18 protein-coding genes are annotated in these 18,854 nt (G+C 65.6%); 5 read left to right on the top strand and 13 right to left on the bottom strand.

Going from position 1 to position 18,854, the window contains the following annotated elements:
- Nucleotides 1-24: 24 nt before the first annotated feature.
- From GB927_RS19040 to recO, 4 genes are all read right to left on the bottom strand, one after another.
- The gene (locus GB927_RS19040; protein WP_256118790.1) at nt 25-678 is read right to left on the bottom strand and encodes an HD domain-containing protein; all 654 of its coding nucleotides are present in this window, start codon (nt 676-678) and stop codon (nt 25-27) included.
- A gap of 36 nt (nt 679-714) precedes the next feature.
- Nucleotides 715-3,555 carry a DUF2339 domain-containing protein gene (locus GB927_RS19035; protein WP_256118789.1) on the bottom strand — a complete coding sequence of 947 codons (2,841 nt, stop codon included), beginning with the start codon at nt 3,553-3,555 and terminating at the stop codon, nt 715-717.
- Nucleotides 3,556-3,652: 97 nt separating this feature from the next.
- A complete protein-coding gene (locus GB927_RS19030) occupies nt 3,653-4,162 on the bottom strand; it encodes a PaaI family thioesterase (protein ID WP_256118788.1) in 510 nt (169 codons plus the stop codon).
- Complete coding sequence (recO, locus tag GB927_RS19025) at nt 4,159-4,920, bottom strand: DNA repair protein RecO (RefSeq protein ID WP_256118787.1); 762 nt, start codon at nt 4,918-4,920, stop codon at nt 4,159-4,161. The genes GB927_RS19030 and recO overlap by 4 nt, the downstream gene beginning before the upstream one ends.
- Before the next feature lie 235 nt (nt 4,921-5,155).
- Here recO and GB927_RS19020 point away from each other — a divergent pair, with 235 nt between their 5' ends.
- The gene (locus GB927_RS19020; RefSeq protein WP_256118786.1) at nt 5,156-5,869 is read left to right on the top strand and encodes a L,D-transpeptidase; all 714 of its coding nucleotides are present in this window, start codon (nt 5,156-5,158) and stop codon (nt 5,867-5,869) included.
- Nucleotides 5,870-5,872: 3 nt separating this feature from the next.
- Here the strand turns inward: GB927_RS19020 and GB927_RS19015 are convergent, their stop codons facing one another.
- Nucleotides 5,873-6,235 (bottom strand): hypothetical protein, encoded by a 363-nt coding sequence (locus tag GB927_RS19015; protein ID WP_256118785.1) that lies wholly within the window; start codon nt 6,233-6,235, stop codon nt 5,873-5,875.
- Between the two features lie 10 nt (nt 6,236-6,245).
- The gene (locus GB927_RS19010) at nt 6,246-6,734 is read right to left on the bottom strand and encodes an SRPBCC domain-containing protein (protein ID WP_256118784.1); all 489 of its coding nucleotides are present in this window, start codon (nt 6,732-6,734) and stop codon (nt 6,246-6,248) included.
- A 71-nt stretch (nt 6,735-6,805) separates the two neighbouring features.
- Between GB927_RS19010 and GB927_RS19005 the strand changes: the two genes are divergently transcribed.
- Nucleotides 6,806-7,129, top strand: a complete 324-nt coding sequence (locus GB927_RS19005; RefSeq protein ID WP_256118783.1) for an ArsR/SmtB family transcription factor — start codon at nt 6,806-6,808, stop codon at nt 7,127-7,129.
- A 29-nt stretch (nt 7,130-7,158) separates the two neighbouring features.
- On the opposite strand, the gene bla is transcribed toward GB927_RS19005, so the two are convergent.
- Together bla and GB927_RS18995 are read right to left on the bottom strand one after the other, a co-directional pair.
- On the bottom strand, nt 7,159-8,049 hold the full coding sequence (gene bla / locus GB927_RS19000) for a BKC/GPC family carbapenem-hydrolyzing class A beta-lactamase (protein WP_256118782.1): 891 nt from the start codon (nt 8,047-8,049) through the stop codon (nt 7,159-7,161).
- Between the two features lie 141 nt (nt 8,050-8,190).
- Nucleotides 8,191-10,500, bottom strand: coding sequence for a Tex family protein (locus GB927_RS18995; protein WP_256118781.1), 2,310 nt, complete (start codon nt 10,498-10,500; stop codon nt 8,191-8,193).
- A gap of 229 nt (nt 10,501-10,729) precedes the next feature.
- On the opposite strand from GB927_RS18995, the gene GB927_RS18990 reads away from it, so the two are divergent.
- From GB927_RS18990 to GB927_RS18980, 3 genes are all read left to right on the top strand, one after another.
- On the top strand, nt 10,730-11,770 hold the full coding sequence (locus tag GB927_RS18990; RefSeq protein ID WP_256118780.1) for a polyamine ABC transporter substrate-binding protein: 1,041 nt from the start codon (nt 10,730-10,732) through the stop codon (nt 11,768-11,770).
- The gene (locus GB927_RS18985; RefSeq protein WP_256118779.1) at nt 11,767-14,130 is read left to right on the top strand and encodes a putative bifunctional diguanylate cyclase/phosphodiesterase; all 2,364 of its coding nucleotides are present in this window, start codon (nt 11,767-11,769) and stop codon (nt 14,128-14,130) included. The genes GB927_RS18990 and GB927_RS18985 overlap by 4 nt, the downstream gene beginning before the upstream one ends.
- 69 nt (nt 14,131-14,199) lie before the next feature.
- Complete coding sequence (locus GB927_RS18980) at nt 14,200-15,168, top strand: glycerophosphodiester phosphodiesterase family protein (protein WP_256118778.1); 969 nt, start codon at nt 14,200-14,202, stop codon at nt 15,166-15,168.
- Nucleotides 15,169-15,171: 3 nt separating this feature from the next.
- On the opposite strand, the gene era is transcribed toward GB927_RS18980, so the two are convergent.
- The 5 genes from era to GB927_RS18955 form a co-directional block, all read right to left on the bottom strand.
- Entirely contained in the window at nt 15,172-16,116 is a 945-nt protein-coding gene (gene era, locus GB927_RS18975; RefSeq protein WP_256118777.1) for a GTPase Era, read from the bottom strand.
- An 8-nt stretch (nt 16,117-16,124) separates the two neighbouring features.
- Complete coding sequence (gene rnc / locus GB927_RS18970) at nt 16,125-16,844, bottom strand: ribonuclease III (RefSeq protein ID WP_256118776.1); 720 nt, start codon at nt 16,842-16,844, stop codon at nt 16,125-16,127.
- Entirely contained in the window at nt 16,841-17,584 is a 744-nt protein-coding gene (lepB, locus tag GB927_RS18965) for a signal peptidase I (RefSeq protein WP_256118775.1), read from the bottom strand. The genes rnc and lepB overlap by 4 nt, the downstream gene beginning before the upstream one ends.
- A gap of 251 nt (nt 17,585-17,835) precedes the next feature.
- Nucleotides 17,836-18,246: a holo-ACP synthase gene (gene acpS, locus GB927_RS18960; protein ID WP_256118774.1), complete on the bottom strand. Its 411-nt coding sequence runs from the start codon at nt 18,244-18,246 to the stop codon at nt 17,836-17,838.
- Nucleotides 18,243-18,836: a DUF2062 domain-containing protein gene (locus GB927_RS18955; RefSeq protein ID WP_256118773.1), complete on the bottom strand. Its 594-nt coding sequence runs from the start codon at nt 18,834-18,836 to the stop codon at nt 18,243-18,245. Before GB927_RS18955 ends, acpS begins: the two co-directional genes overlap by 4 nt.
- Nucleotides 18,837-18,854: the final 18 nt, after the last annotated feature.

The raw sequence follows: 18,854 nt of genomic DNA, 5'->3' as shown, positions 1-18,854 counted from the left end.
GGTGTCACAAAAGCATGTTTTTCTTCAGATTTCATCCAGAAGCATGTCGCGGATCGTGCGCAGGCGCGCCGTGCGCTCGCCCGCCATCCGCGCGCCTGCCGCTGTCTGGAAGCCATCCGCCAGCTTGAAGAGCTTGACCTCGAAATGATCGATGGCGAAGGCCTTGTCGTCCAGCGGGCGGTTTTCGGCAAGCGGGTCAAGGGGATCGTAGAGGCCGCTGCCCATGCGCCCGGCAATGTAGAAGCAGCGCGCCGCGCCCACCATGCCGATCGCATCGAGCCGGTCGGCATCCTGCACTATCTTCGCCTCCAGCGTTTCCGGCGCGATATTGGCGGAAAAGCTGTGCGTGAGGATGGCGTGGGCGACCGCCGCCACGTCCGCGGCATCCCAGCCCTCGGCGGCAAGCAGGGCTGAAGCTTTTTCGGCCGCTAAGCGGGAGGCCTGCATGCGCAGCGGCGAATTCTTCTCCACGGCCACGCAATCATGCAGCAGCACGGCGGCCGCCAGAACCCGCCGGTCGCCGCCCTCCTCCGCCTGGATGCGCCGCGCGTTCTTCCACACGCGGATCAGGTGCGCGGCATCGTGCGAGCCGTCATCGGCGGCGAAGGCCTGCGGCAGCAGGCGCTCGGCGAGGTCCCCGAGGGGTGAAAAGGCGGCGGCGAGGCAGGTGAAGGACATGGGCGATCCGGTTTCGATTGCCCGAGACCTAGCCTGTCACGCCTCGACGTTCAATTCCGCCTTTTCGCTGGTCCCGGACTTTCCGGAGAGGATTTTCTGGTAGAACAGCCCGATGCCGATCAGCACCGCGCCGAGCCCTATGAAGGAGAGCGCGCGCAGGATGCCTTCGAGGTTCGCCATGTCGATCAGGAACACCTTGACCACGGCGATCAGCACGAGGCCGGCCGAGGCCAGGCGAATGCTCTTCGAATCGAATTTCGAGCCGACGACGAGGAGCGCCACGCCGAGCAGCAGCCAGACGACGGAATAGGTGTAGGTCTCCGGCTGGAGGAACCCCTTCCAGTCCGCGATGCCCTCGCCATGCCAGTAGCGGCGCACCGAGAGCGTGACCCAGGCGAAGGCGAGCGCCACGCCGGCCAGCGCCAGCATGATGACATAGGGCATCGGCCGCCGGCCGCGCGCATACCAGGCCAGGCCGCCATAGGCGATGCCGGGCAGCAGGTAGCCCACGAACAGCAGGTCGACGAACGGCCATTTGCCGAGCAGTTCGCCGGTGAAATAGGGGTTGAGGCCGATGAAATGGGCGCTGGCGATGGAGAGCACCGAGAGCACGCCGACTGCCATGGAACCATAGCGGAAGACGGGGCTCGGTGACTTGAGATCGAGCGACATCATGATCGCCGAGGCGCCGATGACCAAGAGCGTGTAGGTCGCCTGCTCGCCGAGCGTCGGCACGGAACTGTCGAGCACGCCGCCATTCATAGCGTGGCGCACGAGGATCGCGGCGGTCAACAGCAGGAAGAGACTGGCCAGTGCCTGGAGCAGGTTGCGAATACGCTCGCCCGGCCAGCGGCGCAGTTCGAAGGCGGAGAGTGCGAGAAGTGCTGCCGGAATACCATAGCCGGCGAGAAGCTGGTTGAAGACCGGCGTCTTCGACAGGTTTGCAGCGCCGACGATGGTCGGTTCCCAGGCGATGCGGCCGACGACGACCGCAGCGGCACCCGCCATCAGCCAGGGCAGCACCGGCCAGGCGCGAACGCGGGTCGCGAAGACGGCCGCGGTGCCGAGAGCCGCCACGCCGAGTGTCGTGACGAGGCCGTCCGTCAGGGCGTGCAGCGCCAGCACGAGGAAGGCGAAGCCGCCGCTGGCAAGCGTCCATTGCGGAATGAACAGACCGCCCTCCTCCGTCCGCTTGCGGGAGAAGGTTTCCGCCGCGGCGAAGAAGACGAGGCCGAGCAGCACGGCGAGAAGGCCGTGTTTCGCATCGAACGAGAGATTGCCGAAATGGAGGAAGCTGACGGCCAGGATGGCAAAGGGCACTGCGGGCGCCAGCAGGCTCCAGAGCGCTGCGAAGTGGAGCGAGCCCGCGATGCGCAGGCGCACCGCCGCAAGGCCGACGGCGGCATAGGCCACGGCGAGAACCAGCAGCAGGTTGACGGGCGCTGTGCCAAGGACCGGGATAGGCGTGGTGCCTTCCAGCGTCGGGGGCGCCAACCCGCCGAACGTATCGATCAGCGCGCCGCCCGGCAGCGCCACCATCGTCGTGACGCCGACGACGGCGCCGATTGCGGAAAAGATGGCGGGATAGATCGCCCAGCCGCGCAGGGCACCGAGCACCGCAAGCGCCATCACCAGGATGACGAAGCCGTAATCCGCATGGGTGATCGTCGGCACCCGGCTTGCGAGCACCAGCGCCGGGAACACCACGGCGAGCGCACCGGTCAGCGACACCGCGACGGCGGGCGGGGCGAGCAGCTTGTCGAACGGATCGGCGGGCGTGGCACCGGCTGGCGCCGACGTGTCGTCGAACGCGATAGCGCCCGGCCAGATCAGGCCATGGCCGAGAACGAGCACCAGCAGGGCTGCGAGCACCGGCACCACATCGACAGTTTCGGCCCCGGCCAGGTAGAGCAAGGCCCAGAGCGCCATGCCGCCGTTGGCGAGCGCCGGCACGACCTGCCAGCTGCGAATACGCGAGGCGGCGAAGGTGGCGAGCCAGGCGACGGAGAGGAAGCCGAAGAGGCTCCAGGCACTCGGCTCGTCGGTCGAGACCAGTGCGGGCGTCAGCATGGAGGCGAGCAGGCCGAGGCCGGCCAGCGCCTGGCCGTGCAGCAGCGACAGGCCGATCGTCGCGAAAGAGACGGCAGCGAGCAGCACGAAGGCCGCGACCGGGCCGACATAGCCGTAGAATTCGTAGGAGACATAGGTGACGGCGAAGAGCGTGATGGCGCCGGCGGCCGTCAGCACGCCGGGGATCATGGCGTTCTGGAAGGCATTGGCGATGAGCGGCTGGGTGCGGCGGCGCACGAACTCGCCGATTGCCACCAGCACGAGGCCGAAGACCGCGGCAAGCGACAGGCGCACCGCCGGGCTAAGCAGCCCCGCCTCGATCGAATATTTGACCATGAAGATGCCGCCAAGCGCCAGCGCGATGCCGCCCACCCAGACGGCCCAGCGCGCACCAATGCGGCTTTCGAAGCTCTCCTTCGGCTTGACCGGGGCGGCGACGGACTGCGCGGCAACGGCTTCCTCCGCCGTGTCGCTGGCAGCCGCCGCCTCGGCGGGCACGCCGCCGAAGATCGCACGGCCCTTTTCGACGTCGTCCGTCGTAACCGGCTTGGGTCCGGCCCAAGGGCCTGCAAACGGGGTTTCGGCCGGCTCATCCGCCGCCGCCTCGCGCGCGGCCTCCGCCACATCCACGGAGGCCGCCTCGCCCGTCCCTTCCGCTGCCGGCAACACCACCCCGCCGGCCTTCAGCGCCTCGACCTCGCGCTTCAGCCGCATCACCTCGTCGCCGATCTTCCGGGCGGAGTTGCGGGAGGCGTTGAGGGTATAGAGCGCCAGGCCGATGGCGACCAGAGATAGGATTTCCAGCATTGCAACTCCAGCACGGCACACTTCAGGGTGGCGACACTACCCGGTTTTTTCCAAACGCCAAACGGGGTTACGTTTCAGCGCGTTGATCTCTTCGCCGTCAGCGCGTCAAATTCTCGATCGGGAAGATGGCGCAGGTTTCCGTGCCATGGGCGAGCAGCTTGCCCTTGCCGTCGCGCAGCCACGCTTCGGAGGTGGCGATGGTGCGGCCGCGGTGGATGATTTTTCCCTCGCAGAACACTTCGCCCATGCCGGGCAGCACCGGGCGCACGAGGTTCAACTTGAACTCGATCGTCGTATAGGCCTCGCCCGGCTTGATGACCGAAAAGACGGCGCAGCCGAGTGCGGAATCCATCACCGTCGCCGTCCAGCCGCCATGCACGGTGCCGAGCGGGTTGAGGTGATCGGCCGACGGCATGCCGGAAAAGACGACGCGGCCCTCCTCCACTTCGGTCATGCTGAAGGCAAGCGTCTTCGCCATGGGCGGCGCCGGCAGGTCGCCGGCGAGCATGGCCCGCAACACCTTCAGGCCGCCGTCGCGCTTCACCACGTCGAAGGGCAGCGTGCCGACGCTGCCGACCGTCAGCCCCGGATAGATTTCGACCGTCATGCACTGGCCTCTTTCGGTTGCTCGTGTTTCGGCGTCAGCGCCTTCAGCGCCGCCTGCACGAAGCCCTCGCGGGCATCGGCAAGCTCCAGCCCGCGCGGTTCGCAGACATGCCGGTTGAGGAAGTAGGCCGTCAGGCGGAAGCCGTCGGCAAGCGCCGTCACATCCGCCGCATGCCGGCTCTCGTCGCCGAGAAAGGCGGGCAGCGCCAGCATCTTGGCCGCCCAGGGCGCACCGGCATTGCGCGAGACGGCGCGGCCGGATTTCGGCGAGACGTAGCAGAGGTCGTCGCGCGTGCCGGTCGCGGCGCATTCCAGCAGGTCGAGGCCGAAGCCGAGGTCGTTCAACACGGCCAGTTCGAAGCGCACGAAAAGCTCGCCGGCATCCGCCGGTTCGTGCAGGTGATCGAGAATGACGGAGAGCGCTTCGTAGAGGTGGGGATGCGGATCGCGCTCCGGCAGGAAGCGCAGCAGCGCCGCCATGGCCTGCACGCCATAGACGGCGGTCGCCGTCTCCATCAGCCGCCCGGCGCGCAGTTCCAGCGGCTCGATGCGGAACTCGCCGAGATGTTCGTCGAGCCGCGCCCGCCATGTCACCTCGACGGAATTGCCCGGCTGGAGCACGGGCTGCATGGTCCGCGACCGCCCGCCGCGCACCATGCCGAGATGGCGCCCGCGCTCGCGCGTCATCACCTCGACGATCACCGACGTCTCGCCATGGCGCCGAACGCCCAGAACGATGGCCTCATCACTCCATTGCATGCGCCAAGCCTTACGCCCTCGGCCGGTTGGGGGCAAGCGGGCGCGCATGCCCCGGCACGCCCTCGCGACGGCACGAAACCTGCTGCGGCGGAACGACGCGTGGCCTCGGCGCCACACCTAAGCCCTTGCCACAGTTTCGCTTTCTTCTTGCCCTGCCGATGCCGGCTTTGGCTTCAAAGAACCGCGGCAAGGCCGACAGGCCAGCTTCGGAATCAAAAAGACAGGTGCCCAACTCATGTGTGTGTCCCCCCTCCGCGCCCTCGCCCTCCTGGCCGTTGCCGCCGCGCTCGCCGGCTGCGCCACCACCGCCAAGCCGGTGAAAAAGGGGCCGGACCCGCTGCATGTGGCGATGTACGGGCCGCAGCCGGAGGAACGTTTCCCGCTGCCGGGCATGGATATCAGCCGGGTGAACCCGAAATATTTCCGCCAGCTCGTCGCCTACCAGACGGCGGAGCCGGCCGGCACGATCGTCATCGATACGCAGGATCGCTTCCTTTACCTCGTGCAGGATGGCGGCATGGCGCTGCGCTATGGCATCGGCGTCGGCAAGGCGGGCCTGGAATTCGAGGGCGGCGCGCGCATCGGCCGCAAGGCGGAATGGCCGCGCTGGACGCCGACGCAGAACATGATCGCGCGCGAGCCGGAGCGGAACCTGAAATGGGCGGGCGGCATGGAGCCGGGGCTGACCAATCCGCTCGGTCCGCGCGCGCTCTACCTGCACAAGGACGGTAAAGACACGCTCTTCCGCATCCACGGCACGTCCGAGCCGTGGTCGATCGGCAAGGCGGTGTCGAGCGGCTGCATCCGGCTGTTCAACCAGGATATCATCGACCTCTATGGCCGCGTGCCGACCGGAAGCCGCGTCGTGGTGCTCCAGCATCACGCGCCGGTGGACGAGCCCATGCCGATGGCGGCCGCCGACGGTTTGACGCCGCCGGCCGCGATATAAGGATTACCAGGCGTCCGGCTCGCGCACCATGTGCACGACATTGGCCGGGTTCATGACCCAGCCGCCGCGAAAGCCGTCGCCCAGATTCTCGATGGCGTCGCAGCGCACGGCGCCGTTCTTCTCCAGATGGCCGAGCGCCACCTTGTGGTCCGGGGTGAAGAGTTCGAGCCAGACTTCCGCCTGGCTGAAGGTCGGCGCTTCGTCGATCCACAGCCGGTTCGGGCCGAGATGGAAGCCCGTAGCGGGCGCCTTTTCGTCGAACGGTTCGAGGCCGACGACGTCGCGGTAGAAGGCGATCGTCGCCTCGTACTGGTGCGACGGCACCTTCATGGCGATGTTGATGCCGCCCTTGATGTTCGCAGTCATGGTCTTCTCCTCAGGTGTAATCCTGCTGCTCGGAAGCGACGACGCCCTTGAGCTCGCTCGGGTAATAGCCCTCGCGCAAGTTGATACCGTATTCGACATAGGCCTTCATGCAGGCGAGCATCTGCGACCAGCCCTCGCAATTCATGTAGGATGATTTCTGGCCGCGCTCGTTCTCGCGCCAACCCGTCTCGGCGATGGTCACCATGGTGCCGCCGTCGTCCAGCGCCTTGAAGCGCATCTCGACGCGCGTCTTGTAGGGGTCCTCCCCCTCCTCGACCATCGCATCCCAGCGAAACACGATGAGTGCGTTCTCCTCGACCTTGTCGACGATGACCGGGGCCATGCCCCACCAGGTGACCGTCGTGCCTTCGACGAGCGGCGCGCTCGCGCCGCCGATGGTGGTGAAATAGCCGCTCAGCTTTTGCGGATTGACCACGGCGTCGAAGACGTCGGCGACCGGCTTTCCGATCCGCCCGTTCACGCGAAATTCCAGCGTCATGCCGTCCTCCTTCGGGGCGAAAGCGCCCTCCTCTGCTTGTCCTTCGCCAAAATATGTTATAAAAACATAACATGTCAAGCGAATCGAAAGAGGATGCCGTTTTCAAGGCGCTCGCCAACGGCAAACGCCGGCAGATGCTGGATGCGATCAAACACGCGCCGCTGACGACGGGCGCGCTGTGCGAAAAGTTTCCGGAGATGGACCGCTGCACGGTGATGCAGCACCTGAAGGTGCTGGAAGAGGCGGATCTCGTGCTGCCGCGCCGCGAGGGCCGCGAGCGCTGGAACCACCTCAATGCCCTGCCGATCCAGGCGATCCACGACCGCTGGATCAGCCAATATGCCGGCCACGCGATGAACGTGCTGTCGGCCTTGAAGGGCGAACTGGAGGGCTGAGGCGCCGCCGCATGGACGGCGCCCTGCGGTCAGACGTCGACGGCGATGCGGCCGATCTCGGCGATGAGGGCGTTGCGTTCGTCGCCGGAAATGCCGGGGATTTCGCAGAAGGCGGTGACGATGATGGCGCCGCGGTCCGGCGACCAGGCGACGGCCACGTCGTTGGCATTGCCGGCCTTGTCGCCGTTCGTGCCGGTCTTGTCGCCCGTCGTCCAGTCGGCCGGGAAGCCCGCGCGCAACCGCGTGTCGCCCGTCTTGTTCATGACGAGCCAAGCGGCGAGCTGCGCCTTCGAGCGCGGCGAGAGGACGTCGCCGAAGATCAGCTTGCGCAGCGTCTCGACCATGGCGACCGGGGTCGTCGTGTCGCGCTCGTCGTCCGGCCTTTCGCGATAGTTCAGCGTCGGCTCCGTGCGGTCGAGGCGGGTGATGTCGTCGCCGAACCCGCGCAGGAACTGCGTCACCGCCTTCGGCCCGCCGGAACCGGCCAGCAAGATGTTTGCAGCCGCATTGTCGCTGAGCGTGATGGTCGCCTCGCAAAGCTCCGCAACGGAAATGCTGCCGCCGACGCGCTTTTCCACCACCGGCGCATAGTCGACAAGGTCCGCCTTCTTGACGGTGATGCGCCGGTCGAGCGTCTCCTCCTCCCGGTCGACGCGGGCGAGGATATGTCCCGCCAGCAGCGCCTTGAAGGTGCTGCACATCAGGAAACGCTCGTCCGTGCGATGGCCGAGCCGCGCGCCCGTCGCGAGATTAAGTATGGCAACGCCGATGCGGCCGCCATGGCGTGCCTCCAGTGCGGCAAGCCGCTTTTCCAGGCTGTCGCCCGTCGCCGCACCAGCGGCACCCGCCAGCAGGGACACCGCGGGAACGGCAAAGAGAGCGCCGGCAATCGCCTGCCGGCGTGAAAGGGTGATCGTCATGTTTCTGTCCTGTCTGTCGGCGCCGGGAGCGTGGCTATGCCCGCCCGGCCCGTTTGAGCCCGCCCATGCCGCGACTATGCGAAAGCGGGCAGGTCAAAACAAACGACGATTTCTGCCGGCAGCCATTAGGAAAATTTGGGCTTATTTCCGCTTCATCGCCTCGGCGAGCGCTGCGCCGAAGGCCCCCTGCGACGGCGCCTGCTGCTTCGGCGCTGCCTGCGCGAATTTCGGCTTCATCTGCGCATTTTTATCGTTGCGGGACGCGTTGTCGCGCGGTGCCGGCTCGCCGCTCTCCTTGCGCATGGTCAGGCCGATGCGCTTGCGCGGCACATCCACCTCGGTGACGCGCACCTTCACCACGTCGCCCGCCTTCACCACCTCGTGCGGATCCTTGACGAAACGATCCGCCAGTTGCGAGACGTGCACGAGGCCGTCCTGATGCACGCCGATATCAACGAAGGCGCCGAAGGCGGCGACATTGGTCACCGTGCCTTCGAGCAGCATGCCGGGCTTCAGGTCCTTGATGTCGTCGATGCCATCGGCAAAGGTTGCGGTCTTGAATTCCGGGCGCGGGTCGCGGCCGGGCTTTTCCAGTTCGGCCAGAATGTCCTTCACGGTCGGCAGGCCGAAGCGCTCGTCGACGAAGAGTTTCGGGTCGAGCTGCTTGAGGGCGGCGCTGTCGCCCATCAGCGTGCGCACGTCGCGGCCACAGGCCGCGACGATCTTTTTCGCGACGCCGTAGGCTTCCGGGTGCACGGACGAGGCGTCGAGCGGCTCCTTGCCGTTCGGGATGCGGAGGAACCCGGCAGCCTGCTCGAACGTGCGGGCGCCGAGGCGGGGGACCTTCATCAGTTCCTTGCGGCTTCCGAACGGGCCGTTGGCGTCACGATGCGCGACGATCGCCTCCGCCGACGATTTACCGAGGCCGGAAACGCGGGCGAGCAGCGGGGCCGACGCCGTGTTGAGATCGACGCCGACGGCATTCACTGCGTCTTCCACCACCGCATCCAGCGAGCGCGACAGCTTGCCCTGGTCGACATCGTGCTGGTACTGGCCGACGCCGATCGACTTGGGCTCGATCTTCACGAGTTCGGCGAGCGGGTCCTGCAAACGCCGCGCGATGGAGACGGCACCGCGCAGCGAGACGTCGAGATTGGGGAACTCGGCGGCCGCCGTTTCCGAGGCGGAATAGACCGAGGCGCCGGCTTCTGAAACGATGACTTTGGTGGGTTTGGGCGCGGGCAGTTGCGCCAGGAGGTCGGCGACGAGTTTTTCGGTCTCGCGGCTGCCGGTGCCGTTGCCGATCGAGATCAGCTCGACCTTGTGCTTGCGGATGAGCGAGGCGATTTCGGCCTGCGTGCCGCGCACGTCGTTCTTCGGCGGGAACGGATAGACGGTCGTCGTCTCAACCACCTTGCCGGTGTTGTCCACCACCGCGACCTTGACGCCGGTGCGGATGCCCGGGTCGAGGCCCATCGTGGCGCGGGTGCCGGCGGGGGCGGCAAGCAGCAGGTCCTTGAGATTGCGGGCAAAAACCCGGATCGCCTCTTCTTCCGAGCGCTCGCGCATCTCGCGCATCAGGTCGAGCGACAGCGACATGGAGAGCTTCACCCGCCAGGTCCAGCCGATGACTTCGGCGAGCCACTTGTCGCCGGGCTTCGTGCCGATGGCATAGAAGGAGGCGATGATGCGCTCGACGGGTTTGACCGGCTCGGTGTTGTCCTGGTCGACCACGATGTCGACCGACAGGAATTCCTCGTTCCAGCCGCGCAGCATGGCGAGCGCGCGATGGCCCGGCACCGTCGCCCAGCGCTCGGTATGGTCGAAATAGTCGGAGAATTTTGCGCCGGCCTCCTGCTTGCCCTCGACGACGCGGGCACGCAGGAAGGCGTTGCTCTTCATATATTCGCGCAGGCGCTTCAGCAGGTCGGCATTTTCGGTCAGTTGCTCGGCGACGATGTCACGCGCGCCTTCCAGCGCCGTTTTGACGTCCGGCACCTCGGCGGAGAGGAATTTTGCCGCCAGTTCCGCCGGCACCAGCGCGCGGTCGGCGAGAATCTGTTCGGCGAGCGGGCCGAGGCCGCGTTCGCGGGCGATTTCCGCCTTGGTGCGGCGCTTCGGCTTGTAGGGCAGGTAGATGTCTTCGAGTTCGGCCTTGGTGGTGACGGCGGCGATCTTGGCGGTCAGCTCGTCCGTCAGCTTGCCCTGCCCCGAGATGGATTCGAGGATGGAGGCGCGGCGGGCTTCCAGTTCGCGCAGATAGGTCAGCCGCTCGGCGAGCGTGCGCAGCTGCGTGTCGTCGAGGCCGCCGGTCACTTCCTTGCGGTAGCGCGCGATGAAGGGCACGGTGGCACCCTCGTCGAGCAGTCCCACGGCGGCGGAAACCTGCGCGGAGGTCGCCTTGATCTCGGCGGCGATCAGGTTCGCGATCTTGAGCGGTGTCGGGGCCATGGGGAACTCCTCTGGGTGGCGCGGGCGGCGACCATAGTGCGCCGGCCCCCGGCAGGCCACCGAAAGGCCCCGGACCGGCGGCCACGTCCACAATATATATCACGGAAGGCCGCGCGTGGCAGAACTGTGCCAGGGTTGAACGGCCGCCAACATAGGCTTACTGGTTGTAACCCTTCATAAAGTCTTGCCGACTATCCTGCCCGCACGCAACTGCAACGGGGCCATCGGCATGCGCGCAACAGTTCTTGCAGCAGTTTCACTGGCGGCCCTGGCCGCGGCAGGGCCCGCGCATGCGGCGTCACTCAACCTGCTCATCTGGGAATCCTATATCGACGAGCAGATCCTCGCCGACTGGGCCGCCGAGACGGGCATCGAGGTGCGCCAGACCTTCTACGATAGCGGCGACGCGCGCGACGAAATCCTCGCCGACCCCAACAGCAATGTCGATGTGGTCGTGACCAACGAGAACGGTGCCAAGCTTTATGGAAACCGCGGCGTCATCATGGCGCTCGACGCGGAAAACGTGCCGGCGCTGAAGGATTACGCACAAGACTGGTCGAAGCGCTGCGGCGGCTACGGCGTGCCCTATCTCTGGGGCACGATGGGCATTCTCTACCGCTCCGACAAGATCACCACGCCGCCGACCTCCTGGGCGGACATCATGCGGCCGGCCGAAAGCCTGCGCGGCCATATCGCCATGTATGACGACCACAACGAGGCCTTCGTCGGCCCGCTGGTGCTGCTCGGCAAATCGGTGAACGCCAACGACAACGAGACGCTGAAGGCAGCCTACGAGCTGATGAAGGCACAGGCCCCCTTCGTGCTGACCTACGACTATGTCATCACCTCGATCCAGAGCGCGGACAAGGGTCCGAACATCCACATGGCGCTCGGCTATAGCGGCGACCAGTACACGCTGAACGACAAGGTCTCCTCGCCCGGCCTCTGGCGCTACGTCGTGCCGAAGGAAGGCACGCTCTCCTGGCTCGACTGCATCTCCGTCAGCGCCCGCTCGAACAACAAGGACCTCGCGCTGAAGCTGGTCGATTATATCAGCAACGCCAAGAACGGCGCGCGCAACGCCGTCAAGCTTAACATGCCGACCGCAAGCACGGCCGCACTCGCCCTGCTGCCGGAAGACATGCGATCCAATCCCGAAATCTATGCGGCACCGGAAATCCTGGCGAAGAGCCAGCTTCAGGAGGAACTGACCGTTCAATCGGTCCAGGCCCGCCGCCGCATCATCAGCAGTCTGGCCCAGAATCAGTGACGCTCGGAAAACGCGCCCTCTCCCTCATCTTCCCGGTCGTGCTGGCAGGTTACGTGCTCGCCGGCGCACTGATCTATTACGTGCAGGGTTCGTCGATCCTCGCGCTCGAGCGCGCGCGCCTGTGGCAGCAGATGGGCCTGCTCACCGCCGTCTTCCAGAACGAGGTGACGCAGAACCGAAGCTTCATCTATTCGCTGGTCGAAGGCGGCGCCGTACGCCTCTTCGTCAACGAGCCGGATGCTGCCTATCGCAACACCGCGCTCGGCGTGCGGCTGCAGCAGAGCATCACCTCGCTCACCGACGACCGCAAACGCTTCATCTCGGTCGCGATCATACGTCCGCCGCTGACGGTGGATTATTATTTCGAGGATAGCGACGACCCGTTCGCCGAGATCACGCCGCAGCAGATCGCGCATGCGCAGCAGGTCATCGACAGCCCGCGGCTCTCCTCCTGGTCCTATCTCAACACGGCCGGCCTGGAACCGCTGATCGTGCATTCGGAATTCATCGACCCGCTGACCTTCAACCGCCCGGTCGCCAGCGCCAAAAGCAGCGCGATCCTGGTGCAGACAGCGGTCCGGCCGAAGCTCTTCCTCGACATGAAGCGGGCGCTGGAAAAGGAATATGGCGCAACGATCGACATCGGGCAGCACCAGCTTCTGGCGCAGGGCTCGCTTTCGGCGACCGCAACGCTCAGCCCCTCGCTCTTCGCGCGCCTGACGCCGGACCCATCCTATCTTGAAAACCGGCTCTGGACGCTGAAATCGCTTCTGGCGCTCGGCGCCATCGCACTCAGCCTCTGCACGATCATCCTCGTGCTCGGCCTGGTGCGCCGCTACATCACCAATCCGATCGCCAGCCTCGACCGCCAGCTCACCGACGTGATGACCGGCAACCGCAGCGCGCTGCCCGAGATGAACGAACCCGGCGAGATCGGACGCCTCTCGGCAAACGTCAAGCGGCTGCACGACCATTCGATGAAGTCCTTCGATCTCGTGCGCAACGCCTCCTGGACCGACACGCTGACCGGCATTTCCAACCGCGAATATTTCAACATCCGCTCGACGCAGATCCTCGAAGAGGCGGAGGCCGAGGATATCGGCTGCACCCTGCTCTTCATCGACGTGGACAATTTCAAGTTCGTCAACGACAAACACGGCCACAAGATCGGCGATGAGCTTCTGAAGACGCTGGCCGACCGCATCTCCGATATCGTGGAGCGCGTCGTTGGCGAACGCGGCCTGCCGAACGGCCTGTTCGCCCGGCTTTCCGGCGATGAATTCGCCATCATGCTGCGCTGCCAGCCGGGCAGCGGCACGATCACGGAAATCTCCAACGCCATCCTGGCGCTGTTCGGCGAAGGTTTCGAAGTGCTGGACAAGGCCTATCCGGTCACCGCCAGCATCGGCATCGCGGTCTATCCGGAAGATGCCCGCACGCTGCCGGAACTGGTGGCGCATGCCGACGCGGCGATGTACCAGGCGAAATCCCAGGGCAAGAACGGCTCGGCCCGCTATTCCCGCTCCCTGCACGAAAAACGCAACCGCCAGCGCCGTATCGAGGAGGAACTGCGCGTCCTCGAACCGGACCGGGAATTCCACCTCGTCTACATGCCGATCGTCGACGGCCACGGCAAGGTGACGGGCTGCGAGGCGCTCCTGCGCTGGACCTCGCCGGTGCTCGGCCGCGTCACACCGGACGAATTCATCCCCATCGCCGAGACGACCGGCCTGTTCAGCAAGATCGACTGGTGGGTCATCGACCGGGCGATGTCGGAGCACAGCCATATCCGCAAGCTTTTCGGCCCCGAGACGATCCTCTGCATCAACATCTCGTCGGCCGAACTCTATACCAAGTCGATCAGCGACCATTTCTGCGAATGCGCCGACCGCCACGGCGTCGATGCGCGCATGATCGAGATCGAGCTCACCGAAACCTTCGCGGTGAAGCTGGGTGATCAGTCCCGCCGCAACATCGAGATTCTCCGCGCCCGCGGCTTCCGCATTTCGATCGATGATTTCGGTGCCGGCTATACCTCGGTGCAGCAGATCATCGAATACCCGGCCGAGACCATCAAGCTCGACCGCGAACTGGTCGAAAGCCTGACGCGTTCCGCCGCACTGCCCACGCTGCGCGCCCTCGTCGCCCTCTGCCACGCGCAGGACATGTCGGTGATCGCAGAAGGCGTCGACACGACCGAGAAGATGGCGCTGCTCGCCGCCGCCGGCTGCGACCTCTACCAGGGCTATCTCATCAGCCGTCCCCTCACGCTGGAAGAGATCGGCATCTGGGCGATGCAGCGGCTCGTCGAAAAGGCCCGCGAGGCCGCACAGACCCCGGAGCGGCGCGCCAGCGCCTGACCATTTTCCGCGACTTGCAGTGCCTCCAGCGAGCCCCTATCCCTGTGACGGGGCCGCCGGAGGAACTTCATGAAAAACACGCCGATCTTTCTGCTGGGCCTCGCGCTTCTCGTCTGGTCCTTCAACAGTTCGCTGATCGCCAGCGCGCCGGACGGCGAGGCGAATCTTCTGGCCCATCGCGGCGTCCACCAGACCTTTGGCCGTGAAGAGCTCGACAACGACACCTGCACGGCGGCGCTGATCGACCCGCCGACACACGATTATCTGGAAAATACGGTTGCCGGCATGCAGGCCGCCTTTGCGGCGGGTGCCGCGGTCGTCGAGATCGACGTGCACCTGACGCCCGACAAGAAGTTCGCGGTCTTCCACGACTGGACGCTCGATTGCCGCACGAACGGCCAGGGCGTGACCGAGGAGACCGACAGCGCGGTGCTGAAGAAACTCGACATCGGCTACGGCTATACTGCGGATGGCGGCAAGACCTATCCGTTCCGCGGCAAGGGCGTCGGTCAGATGCCGATGCTGGAGGATATCTTTGCCGCCAATCCGGCAGGCCCGCTGCTGATCAATTTCAAGAGCCGGCGGGCGGAGGAAGGCGAGGCGCTGGCGGCATTGCTGAACGCCAACCCGGCCTGGCGCGGAAAAGTCTTCGGCGTCTATGGCGGGGGCGAGCCGACGGATGCGGCCCTTGCCGCCCTGCCCGGCCTCAAGGGTTACACCCGCACGTCGGCCAAGGATTGCCTGCTGCACTACCTCGCCACCGGCTGGATCGGCTATGTGCCGGAGGCCTGCCGCAACACGCTGGTGCCGGTGCCGAGCAACTATGCCTGGCTGCTCTGGGGCTGGCCGAACCGCTTCATGACCCGCATGCGGGATGCCGGCAGCGACGTCATCCTTGTCGGCCCCTATTCCGGCGGCGGCGGCTCGGCCGGCATCGACACGGCCGAGCAGGTGGAAGACCTGCCCGAACACTTCCCCGGCTATATCTGGACGAACCGCATTCTGGAGATCGGCCCCGCCATCAAGGCGCGGCCGTAACCGTCACGACGTCGGGAAATCGAGGCCCATCTCGCGGAAGCGGGCTGGGTCGTCGCCCCAGTTCTCACGCACCTTCACGAAGAGGAAGAGGTGCACGGGCTGTTCGAGGATCTCCGACAGTTCCTTGCGGGATGCCATCGAGATCGCCTTGATCGCGTCGCCGTTCTTGCCGAGCGCGATCTTCTTCTGGCTGTCGCGCTCGACATAGATCACCTGCTCGATGCGCACCGAGCCGTCCTTGCGCTCTTCCCAGTTCTCCGTCTCGACATGCGAGGAATAGGGAAGCTCCTGGTGCAGGCGCAGGAAGAGTTTTTCGCGGGTGATCTCGGCTGCGAGCTGGCGCATCGGCAGGTCGGAGATCTGGTCTTCCGGATAGTACCACGGGCCTTCCGGCAGGGCGGCGGCCAGGTAGTCCATGACGTCGTCGCAGCCCGAGCCGGTCAGCGCCGAGACCATGAAGGTGCGCTCGAAGGACACGACCTCGTTCACCGCGGCGGTGAGCTTCAGGAGGTCCTCCGGGTTCACCCGGTCAACCTTGTTCAGCACGAGGATCTTCGGCTGGTGAACCTCTTTCAGGCCCTCCAGGATCTTCTCCGCATCGCCCTTCAGGCCCCGTTCGCTGTCGATCAGGAACATGATGAAATCGGCATCCTTGGCGCCGCCCCAGGCGGTCGTCACCATGGCGCGGTCGAGCCGGCGGCGCGGCTTGAAGATGCCGGGCGTGTCCATGAAGACGATCTGCGCATTGTTGTGGATGGCGATGCCGCGCACGATGGCGCGCGTCGTCTGCACCTTGTGGCTGACGATCGACACCTTGGCGCCGACGAGGCGGTTGACCAGCGTCGACTTGCCGGCGTTCGTGGCGCCGATCAGCGCGACGAAGCCCGAATGGGTCGGACCCACGCCGTTCGTGCTGTCTTCGGCGGGGTTTGTTTGTTCTTCGGTCATATTTTCCGTCAATCCGCGGTTTGGCTCTTCGGCCAGACGCCTTCGCGTTCCAAAATCTTTGTCGCGGCCGCCTGTTCGGCGGCCCGTTTCGAGCGGTCGATGCCGGTTTCCGGCTTCACGCCCTTGACCTCCACCGTCACGGTGAAGCGGGGATCATGATCCGGGCCGGAGCGCTCGTCCACCCGGTAGTGCGGCGTCACGCCGAACCTGGCATGCGCCCATTCCTGCAATTCGGTCTTGGCGTCGCGCCGCGCGCCTTCGGCGCGTTCCGCCCTGCCCTGCCAGTTGCGCAGGATGAACCCTCGCGCCGCTTCCAGCCCGCCATCGAGATAGATCGCGGCGATCAGCGACTCTACCACATCGGCGCGCACATTCAGCATGGCTTTTCCGGTGAGTTTTTTCACATCCGCCCCGGTGCGGATGAAGCGATGCAGTTCGAGATCGTCGGAGACCGCGGCACAGCTTTCGGCGCTGACCAACTGGTTCAGGCGCACGGAAAGCTCACCCTCCTTCGCGTCGCGAAAGGTGCGAAACAGCATTTCGGCAATGCACAGCCCGAGCACGCGGTCGCCCAGGAACTCCAGCCGCTCGTAATTGCTGCCCTTGCCCGACTGGGCGCTGGCATGGGTGATCGCGCGGTCGAGGCGGTCCTTGTCGGTGAAAGCGTAGCCGATCAGGTCTTCGAGAACCTTGCGGTTCGCGTCGTTCAGCGGGATGGCGCCCTTCATTCAACAACCTTGAAGAGGCGGTCCCAGCGCAGGTTCGTCGGCCACTTCCAGATTTCGCTGAAGGACGTATCGTTGCCGAGCGAGAAGAAGATCAGGCTTGCGCGGCCGATCAGGTTTTCCGCCGGAACGAAGCCGACGTCAAAGCGGCTGTCGGCCGAGTTGTCGCGGTTGTCGCCCATCATGAAATAATGGCCTTCCGGCACGATGAACTCGCGCGTGTTGTCGCCGACGGTGCCGGGACGCGTATCCAGCGTGTCGTAGGTCGTGCCGGTATCGAGCGTCTCGCGGAACACCGGCACGTCCTCGCCGGTATCGTACTGGTCGTCGGCGCGGAAGAAGCCGTCCTGCTCGCGCTTCACCGCCACGCCGTTGATGTAGAGCTCGCTGTCGCGCACCTGGACGCGGTCGCCCGGCAGGCCGACGAGGCGCTTGATATAGTCGATGTCCGGGTTCGGCGGGAAGCGGAAGACGACGATGTCGCCGCGCGCCGGCTCACTCGCGAAGATGCGGCCGGAGAACAGGTTCGGCGAGAACGGCAGCGAATATTTCGAATAGCCGTAGGAGAACTTGTTGACGAAGAGATAGTCGCCGACGAGCAGCGTCGGCATCATCGAGCCCGACGGGATGGTGAAGGGCTGGAAAAGCACCGTGCGGATCACCACGGCAAGCAGCAGCGCCTGAATGATGACCTTGACGTTTTCCCACAGGCCGCTCTGGGCCTTCTCAGTCTTCTCTGCCACGCCGGATCTGTCCTTATCTGCAAACATGGGGCCCTCTATAGAGGAAAGGTTGCGTGTTGGAAATCGTGTCGGTCAAAAAGACGCGGGGCGCCGGTTATCCGGGCGCGAACTGCTGGCAAAGCCCGCCAACCCCTCCTCCGTCATGGTCGGGCTTGACCCGACCATCCACTGCCGCGGGCGCCGCGTGGATCCTCGGGTCAAGCCCGAGGATGACGTCAGTGGGTGGGCAAGGTTCGTCAACAAACCACACCCTATCCGGGCGTTCCGGCCGGCAGCGCCTCGATGATCACGAAAGCTTGTGCCAGCGGAAAGTCGTCGGTGATGGTGATATGGATGCGCGGCTCGTGGCCCTCGGGCATCATCGCATTCAGCCGTTCGAGCGCGCCGCCGGTGAGCTTCATCGTCGGCTTGCCGCCCGGCAGGTTGACCACGCCCATGTCCTTCCAGAACACGCCCTGCGCAAGGCCGGTGCCAAGCGCCTTCGAACAGGCCTCCTTGGCCGCGAAACGCTTGGCATAGGAGGCCGCGCGGTTCTTGCGGCGGTCGGATTTCGTCCGCTCGATCTCGGTGAAGCAGCGCTGGGTGAAGCGCTCGCCGAACCGCTCCAGCGACTTCTCCACCCGGCGGATGTCGATGAGGTCGCTGCCGATGCCGATGATCATAGGGATTTTTCTCCGCGGGAAAGGACGGGATGGGCGGATACCAGGCCGGCCCGCTCCAGGAGCCGCGCGTGGCGCCGCGCCTTGAAGGAGCGCACGGCAAAACGCGTCGCGCCATAGGCAAGCACTGCCGCCGTGATGCCGAGAATGCCCGCACCGGCCAGCATCGGCTTCAATACCGGCTGCCACAGCTCGGAAAGATGGAGATGCTCCAGCCGATGGAAAAGCTCGGCTGCCGTGACCGCTTCGGCGGACTGGATGCCGAGCAGCACCTCGCCGAGCCGAAAGGTCGCAAGCGCGATCAGGGGAATGGTGAGCGGGTTGGCGATGGTCGTGGCGAGGGCCGCCGCCAGCAGGTTGCCGGCAAAAAGATAGGCCAGCGCCAGCGCCAGAAAGACGTGAAAGCCGAGAAGCGGCGTGAACGCGGAGAAAGTACCGGCCGCAACCCCCGCTGCAACCGCGTGCGGCGACGCGGACAGACGCAGGATTCGCTTGGCGAGATAGCGCGCGGGACGCGTCAAGCCCTTGCGCGGCCAGAAGAATTCGCGCAATCGGTCGGGCCAGGTGGCCTTCTTTCGGCGTCTGAACAACATTGTCCAGACATAGCCGAT

It is taken from the genome of Shinella lacus, assembly GCF_010994755.1.
Classification (GTDB): Bacteria; Pseudomonadota; Alphaproteobacteria; order Rhizobiales; family Rhizobiaceae; genus Shinella; species Shinella lacus.
This window is presented reverse-complemented; position numbering and strand designations above follow the sequence as displayed.